The sequence below is a fragment of the Pseudomonas sp. MONT-RG-20F-20-E-7-02 genome (genome assembly GCF_022662395.1).
In the GTDB taxonomy this organism is placed as follows: Bacteria; Pseudomonadota; Gammaproteobacteria; order Pseudomonadales; family Pseudomonadaceae; genus Aquipseudomonas.
This window is the reverse complement of the sequence record NZ_JAKNQN010000006.1, coordinates 150380-165564: the sequence shown is the minus strand read 5'-3', so window position 1 is coordinate 165564 and position 15185 is coordinate 150380. Positions and strand designations below refer to the sequence as shown.

Genomic DNA, 15185 nt, shown 5'->3' with positions numbered 1-15185 from the left:
TTAGTTAGCTTGCTAGTTATTTTTCCAAGGTAATAAAGTTGCAACAAAAAAAGCCGCCCCCTTGTAAACAGGGGAGCGGCTTTTTTGTTTAAGGCCGAAGCCTTAAGCCATCGTTGTAATTAAACGGCTAATTACAAGATATTCAGCGGGTATTGCGCGATCAGACGCAGTTCGTCCAAGGAGGCCGAACCGTAGTAAACCGCATCGCTGGAGCGATAAGTCGCTTGACGCAGACGCAGGCTCAGGTCTTTAGCCGGGCCGCTCTGGATCACGTACTTGGCTTCGATGTCGCGTTCCCACTCTTTCGCGTTGTTAGTGACACCGTTGTCGGCGCCGCTACCCGTGACATAACGCGTCATGAAGCTCAGGCCTGGAATGCCGAAAGTGGCCATGTTCAGGTCGTAACGAGCTTGCCAGGATTTTTCGCCTTCGGCGTTGAAGTCAGAACGAGCGACGGAGTTGGCCAGGAAGATCGTGCCGCCGCCGTCTACGCCATAACCGTAGTCGCCATCACCGGTAACCTTCTGGTAGGCCAGGGTAAAGGTGTGAGCGTCGATGGTGTACGCGCCCTGCAAGCTGTAGGCACGGTTGTCGAGCTTGGTGGTGTTGTCTTTTTCTGCGCGAACAAGACCTTCGCCATCACTTTTGGTGCTGTAGATGTTGAAGTCAAAGGCCAGCGACTGTTCCTTGCTGAGGGCATGGGTCCAGTTGACGTTGGCGTAGGTCTTCTTCCAGTAGTCTTCGGTTTTTGCGTAGTAGAGGCTACCGGTCAACTCTGGGGTGAACGCGTAGACGCCGCCGATGAAGTTGGTTTCCTTCAGGCCCAGGCTGTCATGATAAGTCGCGTTTTGCGCAGTGGAGGCCGTGAAGTGACCGCCTTCCAGTTTCAGGCCCTTGATTTCGTTGCTGGTGATCGAGATACCTTGTGGCAGCTCTGGCAGCAGACGGCTGTCATCGGACGCGAAGACCGGTGCGGTGGTGTACTGATCACCGATTTTCAGCACGGTGTCAGAGAAACGGAACTTGATTGCGCCGCCGCCTTTGGAGTAATCGTCCTGGGCACGGCCGTCAGCACCGTTAGGGAACAGGCCGGTACCGGCGTGACCCCGACCACTGTCGAGCTTGACGCCCAGCAAGCCAATAACGTCTACACCGACACCGATGGTGCCTTGGGTAAAGCCCGATTGGTACAGGGCATTGAAGCCAAGGCCTGATTCTTCGGAGATGCTTTTGCGTTCAGTACTGCCCGGTTTGACGGGTTTGTAGCCGCCACCTGGTTCGTTACGGATATCGCGGCTGAAATACAGCGCACGGGTATTGATGCTGAAAGTACTGTCGTCTACAAAGCCCTTGGAATCATCTTGGGCGGACGCCATTGCGAACTGCGAGGTGCCGGCTGAAACAGCCAGGGCGATCATGCTCCACTTCATCACGCGCATCGTGATTTGCTCCTTTGGTTTTAGGAAGAGTACTGCCGTCCCACCTGTATTTTTATCTGGGCGGCTCTTTCTTTTTTGTGTCGGCGCAAAGTTATATCACGCAGACCCTATTGACGATACTGACTCATCTATCCTTTCAGCTTCTTTACGAGGCTGTCGTAAATTGCTAGTTCCATGTCGCAAATTCACAGCCCTAATGTGACAGGGCTGACAACTTAAATGCTGTTTTCAGACCCCTGTCGAAGTTTGAACTCTTCCTTGGTGCGCATTCAAACGCTGCTGTTCTTTTATCGCGAAACACCTGCTTCCAAACGGGTGCCGTTGCCGACGATACGGGTGTGAATGCAACAAGCGTGCACAAAGCGGTAACCGAATGTCATTTTTTCGTGAAAAACGTTACGGCAGTGTAAAAACCGCATAAGCACGGGCTTTTTACGTCGTTTGGTTTGGGCTTGACGCCCGGGTATTTCACCTGTGAGCAGGTACATAAAACCTGTGCCAGAGCAAAACGTTACCGGTTCACCCCGCTGAGTGGGTAGTTGGCGGATCCCTTTGAAGCACAGGTGGGTCATTTTGGTGCATCCCGCTGAGGCCCGATTTAGCGTAGCTCAAATATTCGACTGCCTCTAAAGGGTGCAGATTTTTTATCTGCTTGCATCGAGGGTATGCTGGGCGCCTGATATCGACCTGCCGAACGGAGTGCCCGCGTGTTCGCCTTAGATCAACGCCTGCAACAAGACACACTGGTCATGGGTGACTTCCCGCTCTGTCGCCTGCTGCTGTCCAATGACTCGAATTACCCCTGGTTCATCCTGGTGCCGCGCGTCGACGGTATCAGTGAAGTGTTTCAGCTGGATGTCGCCGATCAACAGACGCTGTGGCAAGAAACAACCGCCTTGGCGCGAGTGCTTAATGAAGGCCTGGTGGCCGACAAGATGAACATCGGTGCGCTGGGTAACGTTGTCAGCCAGTTGCATGTGCACGTGATTGTGCGTAAGCGCGACGATGCCGCCTGGCCGGCACCGGTCTGGGGCAAGCACCCGGCCCGGCCGTATACCGAAGAGCAAGTGGCGGCGCTTCGCACCCGACTGCGCGCGTTATTGCCTGCCGACTTCATCTTTACCCAGGACTGAACCATGGACCTGCAAGACCGCGTCAACGACCTGGAAAGCCGCCTGGCGTTTCAGGACGACACCATCGAGACCCTCAATGACATCCTAGTCACCCAGCAGCGCGCGGTTGAGCGTCTGCAACTGCAGATGAAGGCGCTGCTCAAGCGCCAGGAAGAAATGGGTGGCCAGTTCGAGTCATCCGAAGAAGAGGCGCCGCCGCCGCATTATTAAAGCGCGCATAAAAAAACCGCGATCCAGCAGGGCTGGATCGCGGTTTTTTATTGCGCCGAGGGTGGGAATCAGCGACGCGGCAATGCCGCGATCACGTCTTCGGCTTGCAGGCCCTTGTCGCGGTTCATGACGGAGAACTCCACGCGCTGGCCTTCGACCAGAACGCGATGACCTTCGCCGCGGATGGCCCGGAAATGGACGAAGATATCGTCGCCCGAATCGCGGGAAATAAAGCCGAAGCCTTTGGAGGTGTTGAACCACTTGACGGTCCCGGTATCCCGGTTGGTCATGTCGTAGTTTTGCGACGCAGCGGCAGGGGACGAACGGTAGAAGCTGATGGCCAGGTGAAGAACGATGGCGACCACAGCAATCACCAGGCTGAGCAGGATGGCCGGGTGGCCGCCGACTTCAGGCATCGGTGCGAGGAGGGTGAGGGTTTGAACGACAACGGTCAGTACCAGCAGCGCGCTGACCAGGTTTTGCAGTTGATGACGCGTGCCTTTGTTCCAGTAAGGGATCACCGGTGCCAGCGTCAGGTTAAGAAGGCCGAACAAGGCCAGGTACAGAGCGTCGTGTTGTTCCAGGTAGGGAGGGCTTCCCTGTTGCAAGCTCGGTATAAAGGACAGCAGCAACGCTGCAACGCCCGTTAGCAGGTGGACGATTTTCAACATTTTGATTAACTCACGTTAAGAAGGATCACAAGGAAGAGCTGACTGGCACGGTTCGCTTCTGAACAATGGGAGGCGTTGGGCACGTGCACGGGTATCAGCCTATGTGGCGCGCCGCAGAAATAAACGGCGCACCACACGACGTCTATTTAACAGCAAAGGCTGTGCCTACTCAAATCAAGCATTTCGGGGTGTTGCGAGCGCGTTGGCATTTCTGCGGCAAACACTTGTCCTAGACAGGTGCAGGATTTTTGAGCAGCATTTTTAGCGTTTTCCTGCTCTGCGCAAAGGCTTGCATGCCGCTGTCACGTGACCGGCAGATGCATGCGTAGAAGGGGCGATTTGCCGCACGCCGGCGGTGTATGTCGGGCTGCATATAGCCGGCACTCTTGCTAGAGTGGTCCTGCACCTGATCAATGAATGCTCGTCAATTGAAGGGGAAAAACATGGCAATCGATATTGGTATCAGTGAAGAAGACCGTAAATCCATCGTCGACGGACTTTCACGGCTGCTGTCCGATACCTATGTACTGTATTTGAAAACCCACAACTTCCATTGGAACGTCACGGGCCCCATGTTTCGTACGCTGCACTTGATGTTTGAAGAGCAGTACAACGAACTGGCGCTGGCAGTGGACTCCATTGCCGAACGTATCCGTGCCCTGGGTTTCCCGGCGCCGGGTGCCTATTCGATCTACGCCCGTCTGTCTTCGATCAAGGAAGAAGAGGGTGTGCCCAGCGCCGAAGAGATGATCAAGCAGTTGGTGGCGGGCCAGGAGGCAGTGACGCGTACCGCGCGCGGCATCTTCCCGCTGCTCGATAAAGTCAGCGATGAGCCAACGGCGGATTTGCTGACCCAACGTATGCAGGTTCATGAAAAAACCGCGTGGATGCTGCGTTCTCTGCTCGAAAACCAGTAAATCTACACCTGAGTGGCGCCGCCCTGGCGCCGCTCAGTGGTTTCCCCGCGCTTCCTGGCGTTGTCCTACGACTACCGACTCCCTGTCTTCTGGTCGCCCCTCGCATCCTGCTGTTTTATAGACCCACTGTTCCATGGGAGAAACCCGTGGGCTGTTGTTTGGCAATGGAGTGTCAGGTGTATGTCACGCGCAGTGGGTAATGGAGTGATGGAAACCTGTGGTTTTCATAAGATAAAGGTCGACCCCTTTGCAAAAGGGTTCGATATGGGACTGGCCAAGCCATTGTCCCGGTCGGTCAGGCTCAACGGGTTTTCCACCTGCCTGCGGCTTGAGCAGATCTACTGGAATATCCTCACGGAGATCGCCAGGATCAATGCCTGCTCAGTCAGTGCGTTGCTGTCGTATGTCGACCGGGAAGTGCATTTGCGTTACGGAGGGGTGAAGAACTTCAGCGGATTGGTCAGGGTGGTGTGCGTGGTTCACGTATTAAAAGCCTGCACTACCCCGATGAGTGCCGATTAATCCGGCGGTTGCACAGCCGGCCCGCCGTTGAGGTGGGCCGGCCTTGGGGCAGAAAGCCGGCTGCGCTGCCTCGATTTACCAGATATAATCCCGCGCTTTGCTGCGCATGCCTGGTGTTTATCCACAGGGCAGGGCGTGGCGCAGTAATGATCTGATCGCCGAGACATCTCCATGCCCATGTACGACTATCAATGTGCTTCCTGTGGTCATCAGTTGGAAGCCATTCAGAAGATCAGCGCCGCGCCGCTGGTCGATTGCCCTGCCTGCCAGGCACCTGAGCTGAAGAAGATGTTGTCCATGCCGGGCTTCCGCCTGAGCGGCGGTGGCTGGTACGAGACCGACTTCAAGACCGGCGCCAAGAAAAACCTGGCAGGCGGCGACAAAGCAGACTGAGTTGAACTCTACGCGCAGGCTCCTGCATTATCCGTCCCCTGCTTAACTGTACGGTGACGAGGCGAGCCTCCACCGAATTTCGAATTACGAGAAGTGAAACCACTACCATGATGCGCAGCCACTATTGCGGCCAACTGAACGAGACCCTGGAAGGTCAGGAAATCACCCTTTGCGGATGGGTTCACCGTCGCCGCGACCACGGCGGGGTGATCTTCCTCGATATCCGTGATCGTGATGGTCTGGCCCAAGTGGTGTTCGACCCGGACCGCGCCGAGAGCTTCGCCGCCGCCGACCGCGTGCGCAGCGAATACGTCGTGAAAATCACCGGCAAGGTGCGCCTGCGTCCGGCCGGTGCCGTGAACAAGAACATGGCGTCCGGCGGTATTGAAGTGCTGGGCTACGAGCTGGAAGTGCTGAACGAGTCGGAAACCCCGCCGTTCCCGCTCAACGAATACTCCGACGTGGGCGAAGAAACTCGCCTGCGCTACCGCTTCCTGGACCTGCGTCGCCCGGAAATGGCCGAGAAGCTGCGTCTGCGTTCGCGCATGACCACCAGCATCCGCCGCTTCCTCGACGAAAACGGCTTCCTTGACGTCGAAACGCCGATCCTCACCCGGGCCACCCCGGAAGGCGCGCGTGACTACCTGGTGCCGAGCCGTACCCACGCCGGTTCCTTCTTCGCCTTGCCGCAATCGCCGCAATTGTTCAAGCAGCTGCTGATGGTGGCCGGCTTCGACCGTTACTACCAGATCGCCAAGTGCTTCCGTGACGAAGACCTGCGTGCCGACCGCCAGCCTGAATTCACCCAGATCGACATCGAGACCAGCTTCCTCGATGAAAAAGAGATCATGGGCCTGACCGAACAAATGATCCGCAACCTGTTCAAGGAAGTGCTGGACCTGGAGTTCGGCGAATTCCCGCACATGACCTTCGAAGAAGCCATGCGCCGCTACGGTTCCGACAAGCCAGACCTGCGTAACCCGCTGGAACTGGTGGACGTGGCCGACCAGCTCAAAGAAGTCGACTTCAAGGTGTTCAGCGGCCCGGCCAACGACCCGAAATGCCGCATCGCCGCCCTGCGCGTGCCTGGCGGCGCGAGCATGCCGCGCAAGCAGATCGACGACTACACCAAGTTCGTCGGCATCTACGGTGCCAAAGGCCTTGCGTACATCAAGGTCAACGAGCGCGCCAGTGGCGTTGACGGCCTGCAATCGCCGATCGTGAAAAACATCCCGCTCGACAACCTGAACGCGATCCTGGACCGCGTCGGCGCGGTTGACGGCGACATCGTGTTCTTCGGTGCCGACAAGGCCAAGATCGTCAGCGAAGCCCTGGGCGCGCTGCGCATCAAGCTGGGCCACGACCTGGACCTGCTGACCTGCAAGTGGGCCCCAATGTGGGTGGTCGACTTCCCGATGTTCGAAGAGAACGACGACGGCAGCTTCAGCGCCTTGCACCACCCGTTCACCGCGCCGAAGTGCTCGCCTGAAGAGCTGGAAGCCAACCCCGCAGGCGCGCTGTCGCGAGCCTACGACATGGTCCTGAACGGCACCGAGCTGGGTGGCGGCTCGATCCGTATCCACCGCAAGGAGATGCAGCAAGCGGTATTCCGTCTGTTGGGCATCAACGAAGCGGAACAGGAAGAGAAGTTCGGCTTCCTGCTCGACGCCCTGAAGTACGGCGCGCCGCCGCACGGTGGCCTGGCGTTTGGCCTGGACCGTCTGGTGATGCTGATGACCGGCGCCCAGTCGATCCGTGAAGTGATCGCCTTCCCGAAAACCCAGAGTGCTGCGGACGTGATGACCCAGGCTCCGGGCGTGGTGGATGCCAAGGCGCTGCGCGAACTGCACATCCGTCTGCGCGAGACGCCGAAGGCTGAGTAAGGCTGCTGCGTGAAAGCGCGATAAGGTTGTAAGCAGTCAAAAAGGCGCATCTTCGGATGCGCCTTTGCGTTTAAAAGAGGGAATTCCTGCCTGGGGTGGGATTGTTAAGGTTTCTAGAGAATTTCGGAGTTGTGTTATGGCTGGCCATTCCAAGTGGGCGAACATCAAGCACCGCAAAGAGCGTCAGGATGCCAAGAAAGGCAAGATCTTCACCAAGTGGATTCGCGAACTGACCGTCGCTGCCCGTCAGGGTGGCGGTGACCCGGGCTCCAACCCGCGCCTGCGCCTGGCGCTGGACAAGGCCTTGGGCGCCAACATGAGCCGCGACATCATCGATCGCGCCGTGGCCCGTGGTGCCGGCGCGGCCGACACTGACGATATGGTCGAGCTGAGCTACGAAGGCTACGGCCCGGGCGGCGTGGCGGTGATGGTCGAGTGCATGACCGACAACCGCAACCGTACTGCGGCAGCCGTGCGTCACGCGTTCAGCAAATGCGGCGGCAACCTGGGCACCGACGGCTCGGTGGCCTACCTGTTCGAGCGCAAGGGCCAAATCTCCTTCGCGCCGGGCGTGGATGAAGATGCGCTGATCGAAGCCGCGATGGAGGCCGATGCCGACGACGTGGTGACCAACGAAGACGGTTCCATCGACGTATTCACCTCGTTCGCCGGCTTCTATGCGGTGCGCAACGCCCTGGAAGCCGCCGGTTTCAAAGGCACCGACGCGGAAATCGTGATGCTGCCGACCACCAGCGCCGAGCTGGACCTGGACGGTGCGCAGAAAGTGCTGAAGATGCTGGATATGCTTGAAGACCTGGATGATGTGCAGAACGTGTACTCGAACGCCGATATCCCGGAATCTGTCGCAGAACAACTCACCTAAGCATCACGCCCCTCCACTGTGGGGACTGGCTTGGGTGGGAGCTGGCTTGCCTGCGATAGCATCACCTCGGTTTGACAGAACCACCGAGGTGTCTGCATCGCAGGCAAGCCAGCCCCCACATTCGATCTATGTTGGTCGCAAGAATTGTGTTTTTTCCACTTCGCAGGCGTTATGACTTTAATCCTAGGTATCGACCCCGGTTCGCGCATCACCGGTTTTGGCGTGGTGCAACAGACCCCGCGCGGCTGTGTGTACGTTGCCTCGGGCTGCATCCGCACTGGTGCGGGCGAGTTGGCCGAGCGCCTGCAGATCGTCTATCGCGGCGTGCGTGAAGTGATCCAGACCTACGGGCCGGTGACCATGGGCATTGAAAAGGTGTTCATGGCCAAGAACGCCGACTCTGCGTTAAAACTTGGCCAGGCGCGAGGCGCCGCCATCGTCGCCGGCGCCGAGGAAGGCATGGAAATCGCCGAATACACCGCCACTCAGGTCAAGCAGGCCGTGGTCGGCACCGGCGCGGCGAATAAGGAACAGGTGCAGATGATGGTCATGCACATGCTCAAGCTCACCTCAAAACCACAAATTGACGCCTCCGATGCCCTGGCCATTGCCATTTGCCATGCGCATACCCGCTCAAGCCTGTTGCCGCATGGTCTGGGCACGGCACGCAGTCGTGGCGGTCGCCTGCGTCTCTGATAGCATCAGCGCAATCGTTATTTCCGGTCAGGCCTTATCTGACCCCAAGCTTTAAGGATTTGAACCGTGATTGGACGCTTGCGCGGCACCCTGGCTGAAAAACAGCCGCCGCACCTGATTCTGGATGTAAACGGGTTGGGGTATGAGCTGGAAGTGCCCATGACCACGCTGTACCGTCTACCGTCGGTCGGCGAGCCGCTGACCCTGCACACCCATTTGGTGGTGCGCGAAGACGCGCAATTGCTTTATGGTTTTATTGGCAAGCGCGACCGCGACTTCTTCCGCGAGCTGATTCGCCTGAACGGCGTAGGCCCCAAACTTGCGCTGGCGTTGATGTCGAGCCTGGAGGTGGACGAACTGGTGCGTGCGGTTTCGGCCCAGGACACCTCGGCGTTGACCAAGGTGCCGGGCGTCGGCAAGAAAACGGCCGAGCGCTTGTTGGTGGAGCTCAAGGACCGCTTCAAAGCCTGGGAAGTCGTACCGAGCATGTTCGCCTTGGTGCCGAACCAGCCGGATATGCCGGCAGGCCAGGTGACCAGCGCCGAAAGCGATGCGGTCAGCGCGTTGATCTCCCTGGGCTACAAGCCGCAGGAGGCCAGCAAAGCCGTATCTGCCATCAAGGACAAGAACCTGAGCAGCGAAGACATGATCCGCCGAGCCCTGAAGGGAATGATTTAAGTGATTGAAGCTGATCGTCTGATCGCGGCCACCGGCCCGCGCGACCGTGAAGAAGTCCAGGACCGGGCCATCCGCCCGCTGAGCCTGGCCGAGTATATCGGCCAGCCGACCGTGCGCGAGCAAATGGAGTTGTTCATCCAGGCCGCGCGCGGGCGCAGCGAGTCTCTGGACCACACGTTGATCTTCGGCCCGCCGGGGCTGGGTAAAACCACGCTGGCCAATATCATCGCCCAGGAAATGGGCGTGTCGATCAAGTCCACCTCCGGCCCGGTGCTCGAGCGTCCGGGTGACCTGGCGGCGTTGCTGACCAATCTTGAGCCGCACGACGTGCTGTTCATCGACGAGATCCACCGGCTTTCGCCTATCGTCGAGGAAGTACTGTACCCGGCCATGGAAGACTTCCAGCTCGACATCATGATCGGCGAAGGCCCGGCGGCCCGCTCGATCAAACTCGACCTGCCGCCCTTTACGCTGGTGGGCGCAACCACCCGTGCGGGCATGCTGACCAACCCGTTGCGAGACCGTTTCGGCATTGTTCAACGTCTAGAGTTCTATAGCACGGCGGATTTGGCCACCATCGTCAGCCGTTCGGCGAGCATTCTCGGCTTGCCCCTGGACCCGGAAGGCGCGTTTGAAATCGCTCGCAGGGCACGTGGCACGCCGCGAATCGCCAACCGTTTGTTGCGTCGCGTGCGCGACTTTGCCGAGGTGCGGGCCAAGGGGCATATCACCAAGGCCGTGGCCGATCTGGCCTTGAACCTGCTGGATGTGGACGAGCATGGCTTCGATCACCAGGATCGACGTCTACTCTTGACCATGATCGAGAAGTTCGACGGTGGCCCGGTAGGTGTGGACAGCCTGGCGGCGGCAATCAGCGAGGAGCGTCACACCATTGAGGATGTGCTGGAGCCGTACCTGATCCAACAAGGTTACATCATGCGTACGCCAAGGGGCCGCGTGGTCACGCGCCACGCCTATTTGCACTTCGGGTTAAACATTCCGTCACGATTGGGCGAGATGCCTGTAGTAGACGAATTCCTCGATGCGGTGGACGATTAATAACACCACGCCAGACGATTTATCTGAAGTTTGTGCTGTCCTAGTGGCTGGTGTCGTCATTCAGTCGTTAGAAATGCTGAATAGAATGCAAAAACAGTTGCCCAGCCGGATTGGCAACCTGAGGAGTAAGCACTAGAGTATGCGCGCGCAAAACGGGGATCAGTCGTTCGCACATCGCTGTCGCGTTTATTACGAGGACACCGATGCCGGCGGCATCGTTTATTACGTCAACTACCTCAAGTTCATGGAGCGGGCTCGAACCGAGCGGCTACGGGAGCTGGGCTTTGCCCAATCCCAGCTGGCAGGGGAGGACCTGTTATTCGTCGTGCATTCCAGCGAGGCGCGTTACCACGCACCGGCGCGATTGGACGACGAGTTGCTGGTCAGCGCTGAAGTAATCGAATTGAACCGTGTCAGCCTGCGCTTTAAACAGCAAGTCAGGCGGGCAACGGATGCAACGCTGCTCTGTGAGGGGCAGTTCCTGGTGGCCTGTGTGCGCACCAATAGTTTGAAACCCCGGGCCATTCCCGAAGCTCTACGTGCGGCCTTTGCCGGCGTAAGCGGCGCGGGTAAACAATCAAAGCAGGAGATTTAGCGTGGAACCTACCGTCGTCGACCATTCCTCCATGTGGAGCCTGGTCAGCAATGCCAGTGTTGTGGTTCAACTGGTGATGCTGGTCCTGGTAGCCGCTTCGGTTACCTCTTGGGTCATGATTTTTCAGCGCAGCAACTTGCTGCGTGCCGGTCGACGTGCCCTGGAGAGCTTTGAAGAGCGCTTCTGGTCGGGTATCGACCTGTCCAAACTGTACCGTCAGGCCGGCAGCAACCCGGACCCGGATTCGGGCGTCGAGCAGATCTTCCGCGCCGGCTTCAAGGAGTTCTCCCGCCTGCGCCAGCAACCGGGCGTTGACCCGGAAGCAGTCATGGAAGGCGTGGCCCGTGCCATGCGCGTCGCCATTTCCCGTGAAGAAGAGAAGCTGGAGCAGAGCCTGCCGTTCCTCGCCACCGTCGGTTCCGTCAGCCCGTACATCGGTCTGTTCGGTACGGTATGGGGGATCATGAACTCCTTCCGCGGCCTGGCCCAGGCCCAGCAAGCGACACTGGCCACCGTGGCCCCGGGTATCGCTGAAGCCCTGATCGCCACCGCGATCGGCTTGTTCGCTGCTATCCCCGCAGTAATCGCCTACAACCGTTTTGCCGCCCGTGGCGAAACCTTGATCAGCCGTTACTACACCTTCGCCGACGAATTCCAGGCGATCCTGCACCGTAAAGTGCACACCAGCGAAGAATAAGCAGGTAATTCCCAATGGCTTTAATCGCTCGAGCTCGCAAAAAGCGCAAGCCGGTCGCCGAGATGAACGTAGTGCCTTACATCGACGTGATGCTGGTGCTGCTGGTCATTTTCATGGTGACCGCGCCGATGCTCAATCAGGGCGTGAAGGTTGATCTGCCCAAGGTTTCCAGCGAAGCCTTGCCGCAAGACAACAACACTCAGGTCCTGACCATTTCGATCAAGGCTGACAAGACCTATTACTGGAACCTTGGCAGCGAAGTCGATACCCAGAAACAGCAGGACAAGGCCATGACCTTGCCGCAGATGACCGACGCCGTGACCAAGATCATTCGGTCCGGCAACGAAGGCGGCAAGCACACCCAGGTGTTCATTCGCGGCGACAAAGTGGTCGACTATGGCTCCGTCATGGGCGCCATGGGCGGGCTGCAGAAGGCCGGCGTGGGTAACGTTGGCTTGATTACCGAGGCGCCCTGATGCAGCAACAGCGAGAGCCGTCCGCCTCGGAAAGCTACTTCTGGCCTAGCGTCTGGGCAATTGCCCTGCACGTCCTGGTGTTTGGCATGCTGTTCGTCAGCTTTGCCATGACCCCGGACCTGCCGCCAGCCAAGCCGATCGTGCAGGCGACCCTGTATCAGCTGAAATCGAAAAGTCAGGCCACCACCCAGACCAATCAGAAGATTGCGGGTGAGGCCCAGAAGTCGGCTGCGCGCCAGACTGAAGTCGAACAGATGGAACAGAAGAAGGTCGAGCAGGAAGCGGTGAAGGCTGCTGCGGAACAAAAGAAAGAAGAGGCGGCTCAAAAGGCCGAGGAATCGAAAAAGGCTGACGAAGCCAAGAAAGCTGACGAGGCGAAAAAGGCTGATGAAGCCAAGAAAGCCGAAAAAGCTGCCGAAGCTAAAAAAGCCGAAGAGAAACAATTGGCTGATATAGCCAAGAAGAAGTCTGAAGAAGAAGCCAAGAAAGCTGCCGAAGAAGAGGCCAAGAAAAAGGCCGCTGAAGAGGCCAAGAAGAAGATAGTCGAAGACGCGAAGAAGAAAGCCGCCGAAGACGCCAAGAAAAAAGCTGAAGCAGACGAGGCGAAGAAGAAAGTCGCCGACGACGCGAAGAAGAAAGCTGCCGCCGATGCCAGCAAGAAAAAGGCCCAGGAAGCAGCACGTAAATCCGCCGAAGAGAAAAAGGCCCAGGCCTTGGCAGATTTGCTTTCCGACACGCCTCAGCGTCAGCAAGCCTTGGCCGATGAGCGTGGTGACGAAGTCGCGGGCAGTTTCGACGACCTGATTCGGGCACGGGCAGCGGAAGGCTGGACACGTCCACCTTCGGCACGCAAAGGCATGACAGTAGTGCTGCAGATCGGCATGTTGCCGGACGGTACGGTGACTTCGGTCAGCGTGGCCAAGTCCAGTGGTGACGGTTCGTTCGACAGTTCGGCGGTTGCCGCGGTCAAGAATATTGGCCGGTTGACCGAGATGCAGGGAATGAAACCAAGCGACTTCGCTCCCTATCGTTCATTCAAGATGACATTCACACCTGAGGATCTAGCCTTGTGAGAAACCTTCTTCGAGGAATGCTTGTCGTTATTTGCTGTATGGCAGGGATAGCGGCGGCGGATGAAAAGAACATCCTGGTTACCAGCGGTAGCGATCGGGCCACCCCGATCGCCGTAGTACCGTTCGGCTGGCAGGGCGGCAGCGTGCTGCCGGACGACATGGCCCAGATCGTCAGTGACGACCTGCGCAACTCCGGTTACTACGCGCCGATTCCAAAAGGCAACATGATCAGCCAGCCGACCCAGGCCAGCGAAGTCATCTTCCGTGACTGGAAAGCCGTCGGCGCCCAGTACCTGATGGTCGGCAGCATCACGCCGGCCGGCGGTCGCCTGCAGATCCAGTACACGTTGTTCAACGTGGCCACCGAGCAGCAGGTCTTGACCGGCAGCGTATCGGGCACCGCCGAACAACTGCGGGACATGGCGCACTACATCTCCGACCAGTCGTTTGAAAAGCTCACCGGTATCAAGGGTGCTTTCTCGACGCGTCTGCTGTATGTAACGGCTGAGCGTTTCTCTGTAGACAACACTCGTTACACCTTGCAGCGCTCGGACTACGACGGTGCACGGGCTGTGACCTTGCTGCAATCGCGCGAGCCAATCCTGTCGCCGCGTTTCGCGCCAGACGGCAAGCGTATTGCCTATGTGTCGTTCGAACAGCGCCGCCCGCGCATCTTCGTGCAGCACATCGATACCGGCCGTCGTGAGCAGATCACCAACTTCGAAGGCCTCAACGGTGCGCCAGCCTGGTCGCCGGATGGTTCGCGCCTGGCGTTCGTGCTGTCCAAGGACGGCAACCCGGACATCTACGTGATGAACATGGCTTCGCGCCAGATCAGCCGTGTGACCAGCGGCCCGGGCATCAACACCGAGCCGTTCTGGGGTAAGGATGGTTCGACCATCTACTTCACCTCCGACCGGGGCGGCAAGCCACAAATCTATAAAACTAGCGTAGGCGGCGGTGGTGCAGAGCGCGTGACCTTTATTGGTAACTACAATGCCAACCCTAAGCTTTCGGCTGATGAAAAGACGTTGGTGATGATTCACCGTCAGGATGGTTTCACTAATTTCCGGGTTGCGGCCCAGGATTTGCAGCGCGGAACCGTAAAAATCCTTACAGATACCAACCTTGATGAGTCAGCTACTGTTGCGCCCAACGGCACCATGGTAATCTACGCCACCCGCCAGCAGGGCCGGGGAGTCTTGATGCTCGTGTCCATTAATGGACGCGTAAGGCTCCCGCTTCCTACCGCACAAGGCGAAGTCAGAGAACCATCCTGGTCCCCTTACCTGAACTGACGCGGCGCTACAAAAAGAAGTACTTAACACACTGGGGTTCATTAGGAGTTTCACGATGGAAATGCTGAAGTTTGGTAAGTTTGCTGCTCTGGCTCTGGCTCTGTCCGTAGCCGTTGGTTGCTCGTCTAAAGGCGGCGACAATGCCGGTGAAGGCGCAGCTGTTGATCCAAACGCTGGTTACGGCGCTAACACTGGTGCAGTTGACGGCTCCCTGAGCGAAGAAGCTGCTCTGCGCGCTATCACCACTTTCTACTTCGAATACGACAGTTCGGACCTGAAACCAGAAGCCATGCGCGCTCTGGACGTTCACGCGAAGGACCTGAAAGCTAACGGCGCTCGCGTTGTTCTGGAAGGTAACACCGACGAACGTGGTACTCGTGAGTACAACATGGCACTGGGCGAGCGTCGTGCGAAAGCCGTTCAGCGCTACCTGGTACTGCAAGGTGTTGCTCCAGGCCAACTGGAACTGGTTTCCTACGGTAAAGAGCGTCCAGTTGCTACTGGCCACGACGAGCAGTCCTGGGCTCAAAACCGTCGCGTCGAACTGCGTAAGTAATTCGTC

General features: G+C 58.1%; 18 protein-coding genes. 16 read left to right on the top strand and 2 right to left on the bottom strand.

All coding sequences use genetic code 11. The features are described 5' to 3' along the window. Window positions 1-131 precede the first annotated feature (131 nt). Window positions 132-1439 (bottom strand): OprD family porin, encoded by a 1308-nt coding sequence (locus L8I05_RS18635; RefSeq protein ID WP_197626919.1) that lies wholly within the window; start codon window positions 1437-1439, stop codon window positions 132-134. Between the two features lie 707 nt (window positions 1440-2146). Here L8I05_RS18635 and L8I05_RS18630 point away from each other — a divergent pair. Continuing rightward, entirely contained in the window at window positions 2147-2572 is a 426-nt protein-coding gene (locus L8I05_RS18630) for an HIT domain-containing protein (protein ID WP_242170861.1), read from the top strand. A 3-nt stretch (window positions 2573-2575) separates the two neighbouring features. After that, complete coding sequence (locus L8I05_RS18625; protein ID WP_159959473.1) at window positions 2576-2782, top strand: SlyX family protein; 207 nt, start codon at window positions 2576-2578, stop codon at window positions 2780-2782. A gap of 68 nt (window positions 2783-2850) precedes the next feature. Here L8I05_RS18625 and L8I05_RS29525 read toward each other — a convergent pair whose 3' ends face one another. After that, on the bottom strand, window positions 2851-3453 hold the full coding sequence (locus L8I05_RS29525) for a cold-shock protein (protein WP_083356990.1): 603 nt from the start codon (window positions 3451-3453) through the stop codon (window positions 2851-2853). Between the two features lie 443 nt (window positions 3454-3896). Between L8I05_RS29525 and L8I05_RS18615 the strand changes: the two genes are divergently transcribed. The 14 genes from L8I05_RS18615 (at window position 3897) to pal (ending at window position 15179) form a co-directional block, all read left to right on the top strand. After that, window positions 3897-4370 carry a Dps family protein gene (locus L8I05_RS18615; protein ID WP_003193874.1) on the top strand — a complete coding sequence of 158 codons (474 nt, stop codon included), beginning with the start codon at window positions 3897-3899 and terminating at the stop codon, window positions 4368-4370. A gap of 180 nt (window positions 4371-4550) precedes the next feature. Next, window positions 4551-4892, top strand: a complete 342-nt coding sequence (locus tag L8I05_RS18610; protein WP_159959471.1) for a ribbon-helix-helix domain-containing protein — start codon at window positions 4551-4553, stop codon at window positions 4890-4892. Window positions 4893-5063: 171 nt separating this feature from the next. Next, window positions 5064-5285, top strand: coding sequence for a zinc ribbon domain-containing protein (locus L8I05_RS18605; RefSeq protein WP_017139808.1), 222 nt, complete (start codon window positions 5064-5066; stop codon window positions 5283-5285). Window positions 5286-5392: 107 nt separating this feature from the next. Further along, window positions 5393-7168 (top strand): aspartate--tRNA ligase, encoded by a 1776-nt coding sequence (gene aspS, locus L8I05_RS18600; RefSeq protein ID WP_242170859.1) that lies wholly within the window; start codon window positions 5393-5395, stop codon window positions 7166-7168. A gap of 136 nt (window positions 7169-7304) precedes the next feature. After that, window positions 7305-8051, top strand: coding sequence for a YebC/PmpR family DNA-binding transcriptional regulator (locus tag L8I05_RS18595; RefSeq protein ID WP_242170856.1), 747 nt, complete (start codon window positions 7305-7307; stop codon window positions 8049-8051). 171 nt (window positions 8052-8222) lie between these two features. Continuing rightward, window positions 8223-8747 (top strand): crossover junction endodeoxyribonuclease RuvC, encoded by a 525-nt coding sequence (ruvC, locus tag L8I05_RS18590; protein ID WP_016975450.1) that lies wholly within the window; start codon window positions 8223-8225, stop codon window positions 8745-8747. 66 nt (window positions 8748-8813) lie between these two features. Beyond that, the gene (ruvA, locus tag L8I05_RS18585) at window positions 8814-9425 is read left to right on the top strand and encodes a Holliday junction branch migration protein RuvA (protein ID WP_242170854.1); all 612 of its coding nucleotides are present in this window, start codon (window positions 8814-8816) and stop codon (window positions 9423-9425) included. After that, window positions 9426-10484 carry a Holliday junction branch migration DNA helicase RuvB gene (ruvB, locus tag L8I05_RS18580; protein WP_003193867.1) on the top strand — a complete coding sequence of 353 codons (1059 nt, stop codon included), beginning with the start codon at window positions 9426-9428 and terminating at the stop codon, window positions 10482-10484. It abuts the gene before it with no gap. Between the two features lie 139 nt (window positions 10485-10623). Then, window positions 10624-11079: a tol-pal system-associated acyl-CoA thioesterase gene (ybgC, locus tag L8I05_RS18575; RefSeq protein ID WP_071484353.1), complete on the top strand. Its 456-nt coding sequence runs from the start codon at window positions 10624-10626 to the stop codon at window positions 11077-11079. Window position 11080: 1 nt separating this feature from the next. Beyond that, the gene (gene tolQ, locus L8I05_RS18570; protein WP_003209819.1) at window positions 11081-11776 is read left to right on the top strand and encodes a protein TolQ; all 696 of its coding nucleotides are present in this window, start codon (window positions 11081-11083) and stop codon (window positions 11774-11776) included. Window positions 11777-11799: 23 nt separating this feature from the next. After that, entirely contained in the window at window positions 11800-12252 is a 453-nt protein-coding gene (tolR, locus tag L8I05_RS18565; RefSeq protein ID WP_161630238.1) for a protein TolR, read from the top strand. Then, window positions 12252-13325, top strand: coding sequence for a cell envelope integrity protein TolA (gene tolA / locus L8I05_RS18560; RefSeq protein ID WP_159959465.1), 1074 nt, complete (start codon window positions 12252-12254; stop codon window positions 13323-13325). Before tolR ends, tolA begins: the two co-directional genes overlap by 1 nt. A gap of 17 nt (window positions 13326-13342) precedes the next feature. Next, complete coding sequence (gene tolB, locus L8I05_RS18555) at window positions 13343-14623, top strand: Tol-Pal system beta propeller repeat protein TolB (RefSeq protein ID WP_032865998.1); 1281 nt, start codon at window positions 13343-13345, stop codon at window positions 14621-14623. Between the two features lie 55 nt (window positions 14624-14678). Next, window positions 14679-15179, top strand: coding sequence for a peptidoglycan-associated lipoprotein Pal (pal, locus tag L8I05_RS18550; protein ID WP_003209827.1), 501 nt, complete (start codon window positions 14679-14681; stop codon window positions 15177-15179). Window positions 15180-15185: the final 6 nt, after the last annotated feature.